The organism is Streptomyces cacaoi (assembly GCF_006539165.1).
GTDB lineage: Bacteria > Actinomycetota > Actinomycetes > Streptomycetales > Streptomycetaceae > Streptomyces > Streptomyces cacaoi.
Genome location: NZ_BJMM01000002.1, coordinates 673,491 through 682,386 on the forward strand (window position 1 = coordinate 673,491; position 8,896 = coordinate 682,386).

At 75.0% G+C, this 8,896-nt stretch carries 1 protein-coding gene; it reads left to right on the forward strand.

Annotated elements, in window-relative coordinates:
* The first annotated feature begins 336 nt into the window (after positions 1–336).
* Positions 337–8,880, forward strand: a complete 8,544-nt coding sequence (locus SCA03_RS03240) for an SDR family NAD(P)-dependent oxidoreductase (protein WP_086814605.1) — start codon at positions 337–339, stop codon at positions 8,878–8,880.
* Positions 8,881–8,896: the final 16 nt, after the last annotated feature.

Here is an 8,896-nt window from a genome sequence, read left to right on the forward strand (position 1 = left end):
TTCATTTTTCTGCGATTCATTGCACGCCCAAGATCGTTCCCGTAGGATCACCGTTGTACTTGCCATGAGACGGGGGCCGCGTACGCGGTGCTGGGCAATGCGACTTCTCGAACTCCGCCGCGTACAGCGAAGAACGGGCGGGTTCGGACGGTTCTTGTTCCAGAGGGCATGATTGCGTCAGCCGCCAGAGCAGCGGCACAGCGCCAAGAAACGGCGCAGTAACGCACAGAAGCCCTACTGGATCCCGCTGCCCGGGTACCGCCGTAGCGCAGTGACCCCTGTCTGGTTGCCCGGGACTTTCCCTCGGGTGCTCCGGGGTTCTGGGATGGATACTTGATGACCGAATCGCGCAGCTCCACCGATATCTTCACGGACACCTTCACCGTCACGGCAGACAACCCTCTGCTGCGCGGTCACGTCGTATACGAGCGCAGCCTGCTGCCCGGTGTCGGCTATGTGGACCTGGTGCTCCAGGTGCTCACGCGCCACGGGCTGCGTGCGCCGGACGTCGAACTGCGGAACCTCACCATCCTGGCGCCCCTGGTCGCCGAGGAAGGGGACCAGGTCCTGGTCACGGTGGAGGGCGCCCCCGCGGCGGCGGGCGGCTGGCGGGTCGAGGTCCGCAGCCGGCGCCCGCAGGACACCGCGGACGTCGTGCACGCCCTCGCGACCGTGCAGCGCCGTGCCGAACCGCTCGCCGACGACCGCCTGTCGCTGCCGGTCACCGGCGCGACCGAGACCATCCCGCTCGACCGGATCTACGCCTGGTGCGTCGAGCACGACCTGGTCCACTCCGGCCTGATGAAGGTCGAGGGCCGGGTGCACCGGCGCCCCGGGGACTGGGTCGCCGAGCTGGAACTCCCCACGGCCAACCACGACTCGGCCGACGCCTTCCTCTTCCACCCCGCGCTGTTCGAGTCGGGGCTGCTCGGCGGCGGCGTCGCCACCGGTCTGCTGCACGAGGGCGGCGACGACGGCCCGGGCATGTATCTGCCGCTGGCCTTCGAGTCGTTCCGCGCCGCGGCGTCCCTGGGCTCCCGCTGTTACGTCAGGGTCCCCGTCGACTCCGTGCACCGGGACGACGAACTCATCCGGATGCGGGTCGAGTTCTACGACCGGTCGGGTGCCCGCGTCGCCGAGATCGGCCGGTTCGTCGCCAAGCGGGTCCCGGCCGCGACCGCGCTCGACGTGCGGGAATCCCCCTCCGCGCCCGGCGCGGCGCACACCCCGGACGGCTCCGGCACCCCGGCGGCCGCGCCACGGGCCGCCGCCGGTTCCGCTGCCGCCCCCGCCGAGGTGGAGGACATCGTGCGGGAGCTGGTCGCCGCACGCCTGGGGCGGCCCGCCGCCGAGGTCGACGTCCGCGGCGGCTACTACGAACTCGGTCTCGCCTCCGTCGACCTGATGACCCTGGTGTCCGCGCTGGAGGACCGGCTGTCCTGCCAGCTGTCGCCGACCGTCGTCTTCGAGTACAAGACGATCGCCGAACTCGCGGCCCACCTCGCGGAGAACCATGTGGCGGCCGACGCGGTGGCCGGCCAGGCGCCGGACCCGGCCGCACCCTCCACCGGCGCGGCGGCGGGCTCCGCCGGAGGCGACGCGGCCCCCGGCGATCTGCCCGTCCACATCGAGACGGTCACCGCGGAGGTCGCGGCGCTGCTCGCCGTGGCGCCCGAGGACGTGGAGGACGACGCCGATCTGGAAGAGTTCGGACTCGGCTGGACCGAACTGGCCAAGCTGGCCGACCGGTTGAACGAGCACTACGGGCCGGGCCTCGTGCCCGACCTCTTCCGGGAGCACCGGACCGTGCGCGCCGTCGCCGTGCACCTGGCCGGCACCGGCGCGGGTACGGGCGCCGGGACGGCGTCCGCCGCGCACCTCCACCCGCTGCTGCACCGGCGCGTACCGGAAGCGGGGCAGGGCGAGGAGGCCGTCGTCCACGAGTCGCGGTTCACCGGAGACGAACCGTTCCTGGCGGACCACCGGGTGCGCGGCGGCCGGGTGCTGCCGGCGGCGGCCCAGCTGGAGATGGCACGCGCCGCGGTGGCACAGGCCGCGGCCGCTGCGGGAGAGGCACCGGGTCGGGCCGGGGCAGCCGATGAACTCGCCGGACGGGTACGGCTGGACGATGTCGTCTGGCTGCGGCCCGCCGTCTGCGACGAGACCGGTCTGCGGGTGCGCGTGGAGGTACGGCCGCGGGCCGCCGGCGGCTACACGTACACCGTGCTCAGCGTGGCCGGCGGCGAGGACACGCTGTGCAGCCAGGGCCGCGCGGGGCTGACGCGGCCCGAGGAGACCGCACGGGAACTGCCGTCCCTGGCCGAACTGCGGGCCGCGTGCGGCGCATCCGTCCACTCCGCCGCACACCTCTACGAGCTGTACACCCGGGCGGGCCTGGAGTACGGGCCCGCGCACCGCTCCCTCGTGGAGCTGGGCACCGGCACGGACGACGAGGGACGGCCCCAGGTGCTCGCGGAGCTGCGGCTGCCGGCCGAGGCACAGCCCGTGGGCCCCTACCGGATGCACCCCAGCACCCTCGACGGCGCGCTCCAGGCCACCATCGGGCTGTGGCTGGCCTCCCAGGCCCAGAACGCCCAGAACGCCCAGAACGCCGAGAACGCCGGGAACACCGGGGAGACCGGGAACGCCGAACCGGTGGGCGCCTCCCTGCCGTTCGCCGTGGGGCACGTGCTCTCGCCGGCCGTCGTGCCCGAGCGTGCCTACGCCTGGATCCGCCACCAGCGGGGCGGCGGAGCCCGCTCGGCCGGGCGCCTGGACGTCACCGTGCTGGACGAGGAGGGCCGGGTGTGCGCGGACCTGAGCGGCCTGAGCACCCGTGCCCTGGACCCCGGGCGCGGCAGCCCGGAGGCGCCGGCCACCACGTCCCGGAGCGCCACCGGCACCGCCGGCTCCGTGCGCGCCGGCACGCGTGAGCGGACCCCGGGGGAGAGCCGGACGCCGGGCCGTACGGACATCGCCATCGTCGGCGTCAGCGGCCGTTACCCGGAGGCCGCCGATCTCGACGAGTTCTGGCACAACCTGCGCTCCGGCCGCGACTGCACCCGGCAGGTCCCCGCCGAACGCTGGAACGGCAGCACGCCCCCGGACACCTGGCGAGGCGGCTTCCTCGACGGCATCGACCTGTTCGACCCGCTGTTCTTCCAGATATCCCTGCTGGAGGCCGAGTACCTCGACCCGCAGGAGCGGCTGTTCCTACAGACCGCCCACCACGCGCTGGAGGACGCCGGATACACCGGCGAAGGGCTCGGCAGGTCGGGCGACGTCGGCGTCTTCGTCGGCGTGATGTACCAGGAGTACCAGCTCTACGGCGCCCAGGCGCAGGAGCGCGGCGAGCCGGTGGCGCTCTCCGGCAGCGCCTCGACGATCGCCAACCGCGTCTCGTACTTCTACGACTTCCACGGGCCGAGCCTGGCCGTGGACACCATGTGCTCCTCCTCGCTGACGGCGATCCATCTGGCCTGCGAGGCCATCAACTCCGGCCGGTGCGAGGCGGCTCTCGCGGGCGGGGTCAACCTCACCCCGCACCCGAACAAGTACCTGATGCTCGGCCAGCGCCGGTTCCTCTCCAGCGACGGGCACTGCCGCAGCTTCGGCGAGGGCGGCGACGGCTACGTGCCCGGCGAAGGCGTCGGTGCCGTGCTGCTCAAGCCGCTGGAGAAGGCCGTCGCCGACGGCGACCACATCCACGGCGTGATCAAGGGCAGCGCGCTCAACCACGGCGGGCGCAGCCCGGGTTACTCGGTGCCCGACCCGGTGGCGCAGGGCGAGGTCATCGCGGCGGCGCTGTCCGCCGCCGGGGTCGACCCGCGCGCGCTCAGCTATCTGGAGGCGCACGGCACCGGGACCGCGCTGGGCGATCCCATCGAGATCGAGGGACTGCTCAAGGCGTTCCGCGCGGGCGGCTCCCCGCAGGAGTGCGCGATCGGCTCGGTGAAGTCGAACATCGGCCACGGCGAGAGCGCCGCCGGGATCGCGGGCCTCACCAAGGTGCTCCTCCAGATGCGCCACGGCGAACTCGTGCCGAGCCTGCACTCGGCCACGCTCAACCCGCACATCGACCTCGACCGCACACCGCTGCGTGTGCAGCAGGACCTTCAGCCGTGGCAGCGGCCGGTGCTGCGGGCCGGGAACGCCGAGAACGCAGGGGACGCCGGAAGCACGGAGCGCACGGCGCCCCGCCTCGCCGGGGTGTCCAGCTTCGGCGCCGGCGGCGCCAACGCCCACCTCGTCATCGAGGAGTTCGTCCCCGAGTCCGTCCCCGGGGCTGCCGCCGGCTCCGCCTCCCCGCGCCGCTCCGGGTCCCGTCCGGCCGATGTCCTGCCGGGCGGTACCGGGCCCGCGCTGCTCGTCCTCTCGGCCCGCAGCGAGGAACAACTCGCCGAACAGGCACAGCGGCTGGCCGCCCGGCTGGCCCGGCTCACCGACGACGACCTGCCGTCCGTCGCCTGGACGCTCCAGACCGGGCGGATGGCCCTGGAGGAGCGGCTGGCCCTCGCCGTCACCTCGCTCGCCGAGGCCAGGGCCCGGCTGGAGGCGTTCGCCTCGGACCCGGGGCGCCCGGGGCAGTGGGTGCGCGGCACCGTACGCGTCCCGGCACAGCGGGGCGCCGCCGGGGAACCGGAGGGGGCCCTGCGCGAGTGGGCGCGGGGCGGCCCGCCCGACCGGCTGCTCGCCCTGTGGGCCGAGGGCGCCGAGGTGCCGTGGGAGTCGGCCTACCCGGACGGCGCCCCCGTGCGCCGCATCAGCCTGCCCGGCTACCCCTTCGCCCGCGAGCGCTGCTGGCTCGACCTGGCGACCGGCGGCGTCCCCGCGGCGGAGACCGCAGCCGCGTCCCCGCGGCCGGCACGGAGCGGCGAGCAGGACACGGCGACGATGCTGCTGCGCCCGGTGTGGGAGCAGCGCGAGGCCGCACCCGCCGGACAGCAGCCGTACGCCGAGCACCATGTGCTGGTCGTCGGCCGGCTCACCGCGGGGGAGCGGGACGAACTGCGGGCCGCGCTGCCCGCCCCCGCCGTCTGCCGGTTCGTCCAGCTCCCGGACGGCTCACCCGACCGCTGGTTCCCCGAGGCGGCCCGGGAACTGCTCGCCCTGGCCCGCGGCATCCTCGAACAGGGCCCGCGGCGGCCGGTCCTCCTCCAGGTGGTGCTCGCCGGCGCCGCCGAGGCGGGCGCACCGGACCGTCTCGCCTGCGCCGCCGGACTGGCGGGCCTGCTGCGGACGGCGGGCCTGGAGAACCCGGCGCTGCACGGCCAGTACATCGAGTGCCTCGACGGCGCTTCCCCCGCCGGTCTCGCCGCCCGCCTGACGACGGAAGCGGCCGCCGCCGCTCCCGAGCCGGAGGTCCGCTACCGCGACGGCGCCCGGTACGCCCCGGCGCTGGAGGAGATCACCACGCCCCGGCCCGCGCCGGCACCGTGGCGCGAGAACGGCGTCTACCTGCTGACCGGCGGAGCCGGCGGCCTCGGCCTCGTCACGGCGCGGTCCATCGCCGCCTCCGTCGACCACGCCACCGTCGTCCTCGTCGGACGCTCGCCCCTGGACGACGAGCGGCGGTCCGCGCTCTCGGAGCTGCGCGAGGCCGGACTGACCGTCGACTACCGGAGCGCCGACGTGGCCGACCGCGAGTCGCTCGCCGGCGTACTGGCCCATGTGGCCCGCGCGCACGGCCCGTTGACGGGCATCGTGCACGCCGCCGGGGTCGTCCACGACGGCTTCATCCTCCGCAAGACCCCCGAGGAACTGGCCCGGGTGCTCGCCCCCAAGGTCGCGGGGCTCGTCCACCTCGACGAGCTGACCCGGGACGAGCCGCTGGAGACCTTCCTGTGCTACTCGTCCGCCAGCGGCGCCTTCGGCAACCCGGGCCAGGCCGACTACGCCGCGGCCAACGCGTTCATGGACGCCTACGCCGAGCACCGCGACCGGCTCGCCGCCGAGGGCCTGCGCAGCGGCCGGACCGTCTCCGTCAACTGGCCGCTGTGGGAGGAAGGCGGCATGGGCGCCGGGGGCGAGGCGGAGGAGCAGCTCCGCGGCCTCGGCATGGCTCCGCTCGCCACCGACCGCGGACTGGAGGCGCTGCGCTGCGCACTGGCGCCCGAGGACAACGGCCTCGGCAACGGCCGTCTGATCGTCCTCTCCGGACGGCGCGACGCCCTGCGGGAGCTGACCGCGGGCGGGACACGGCCCACCGGGGACGGGACCACGGCGCAGGCGCAGCCGGCGGACGGCGCGGGCGCGGAGCCCGCCGCGGCGGACGGGGAGCGCGCGCTCGCCGACCGTGCCGTGAGCCGGCTGCGGCGCCGGCTGGCGAGCGTGCTGAAGATCGCCCCCGAGCGGCTGGACCCGGACGTGGCGCTGGAGCGCTACGGCATGGACTCCGTCATCGCGGTGAGCGTCGTCTCCCAGCTCGAAGAGGACTTCGGCGAGCTGTCCCGCACGCTCCTCTTCGAGGCGCCGACCCTGCGCGAACTGGCCGAGTACTTCGCGACGGAGCACACCTCGGCCCTGCGCGCCCTGGTCGGCGCGCCCGAGCCGGCCGCCGCGCCCGCCGCGCCCCCGGTGCCGGCCGCGCCCGCGCGGCCCGCCGCCCGGGCGCCCGAACCCGCCGGGCGCGGGACCGGGGCCCGACGCCCCGGCGCGGGCGAGGAGATCGCGATCATCGGCCTCAGCGGACGCTACCCGCACGCGGAGGACCTGGACGCCTTCTGGGCCAACGTCCGCGACGGCAGGGACTGCGTCACGCACATCCCCGCCGACCGCTGGGAACGTCTCTACGGCACCGACCCCGAAGCCGCCGGAGCCGAGCGGATGTGGGGCGCGTTCCTGGACGGCATCGACCGCTTCGACCCGCTGCTGTTCGGCATCTCCCCGCGCGAGGCCGCGGCCATGGACCCGCAGCAGCGGCTGTTCCTGGAGACCGTGTGGCAGCTGCTCGAAGGCAGCGGCGTCACCCAGGAAGCCGTCGAGCAGCGCTACGGGCGCCGCGTCGGCGTGTACGTGGGAGCGGCCTACCAGATGTACCGGGCCGACGGCGCCGACCCCGGCCTCGCGGCGCTCACCTCGGCCGCCTCCTACAACCTCATCGCCAACCGGGTCTCCTACTTCTTCGGCCTCGAAGGCCCCAGCCTGGCCGTGGACAGCATGTGCACCTCCTCGACCATGGCCGTGCACCTGGCCTGCGCCGACCTGCTCAGGGGCGAGGCCGAACTGGCCATCGCCGGAGGCGTCAATCTGACGGTCACCCCGGACAAGTTCCGGGCGCTGTCCGAGATGGAACTGCTCGGCAGCCACCCGGGCAGCCGCAGCTTCCGCGCCGGGGACGGCTACCTGCCGGCGGAAGCCGTCGGAGCCGTGCTGCTCAAGCCGCTGGACGCCGCCCTGCGGGACGGCGACACCGTGCACGCCGTCATCACCGGCACCGCCTCCGCGCACGGCGGCCGGGCCACCGGCTTCATGACGCCGAGCCACCGGACCCAGGTGAACGTCATGCGGCGGGCCCTGGAGCGGGCGGGCGCCGAACCCGGCTCCGTCAGCTACGTCGAGGCCGCCGCCAACGGGGCGCCGCTCGCCGACGAGGTCGAGGTGTCCGCCCTGCGGGAGGTCTTCCGCGAGGCGGACGGGCCGGTGGCCGTGGGGACGGTCAAGTCCGGCCTCGGCCACCCCGAGGCGGCCTCCGGCATCGCCCAGCTCACCAAGGTCGTCCTCCAGATGCGGCACCGGCAGCTGCCGCCGCTCGTGGCCGCCGGAACACCCAACCCGAACGTGGACCTCGACGGCACCCCGCTGCGGCTCTGCGAGGAGCCGGCGCCCTGGCCGGCCGGCGAGGACGATCCCACGGCGCCCCGCCGGGCGCTCGTCAACTCGGTGGCCGCCGGGGGCAGTCACGTCAGCCTCGTCGTCCAGGCGCCGCCGGCCGAGGCCACGGCGCCGGTCACGCGGGGGACGGGCCCCCAGCTGGTGCTGCTGTCCGCGCACACGCCCGAGCGGCTGCGCACGGCGGCGCACCGGCTGCACGACGCGCTGGACGGCGAGCCGGACGGCGACGCCGGGATCGACCTGGCGGACCTCGCGTACACCTCGCAGCTCGGCCGCGAGGCGTTCCCCGAGCGCCTCGCCGTACAGGCCCGCACCGTCACCGAGTTGCGGAACGCCCTGGCGCACCACCTGGCGGACGGCACGGACACGGCCGACCCGGGCGTGCCGGTCCACCGCGGCAACGCCGAGAAGGGCGCGGGCGTGCTCGCCACGCTCCTCACCGGAGCACGGGGCGAGGCGTTCCTGTCCGGCCTCGTCGAGGACGGCGATCTGGAACAGCTCGGCGAGCTGTGGGTGCGCGGCGTCACCGTGCCGTGGCGCGGACTGCACCGCGGGCCGCGCCGGCTGCTGCCGGTACCGGCGACCGTGTTCGCCGAGGGCAGCCACTGGCTCGGCCGCGTCGCCCCGCCGGCGGCAGGACCACCCGGCGCCGCACAGCGGCAGGACCCCGCCGCGCCCCCCGGCGACGGAACGCTCGACGCCGAGCAGACCGTGGCCGCCGCCTGGGCCGAACTCCTGGGCGTCGACGCGGCCGAACTCGGCGCCACGAGCAACTTCTTCTCGCTGGGCGGGAATTCGCTGCTCGCCACCCGCCTCGGCAATCTGCTGCGGCAGTGGACCGGCGCGGAACTGCCCGTGCAGGCCGTCTTCGAGGCGCCGCGCCTCGACCAGCTGGCCGCCGAGGTGGAGCGCCGCAGGCCGGCCGGCGCCCGGCAGCCGGACGGGGCGGACGGGGGAGACCTCGACGTCGGCCTGGTCCTCGAAAGCATCGACCTCGTCGAGCACATGAGCGACGAGGAATTGCAGTCCCTGACCCACGAGAGCTAGCGCACAGGGGGAACCA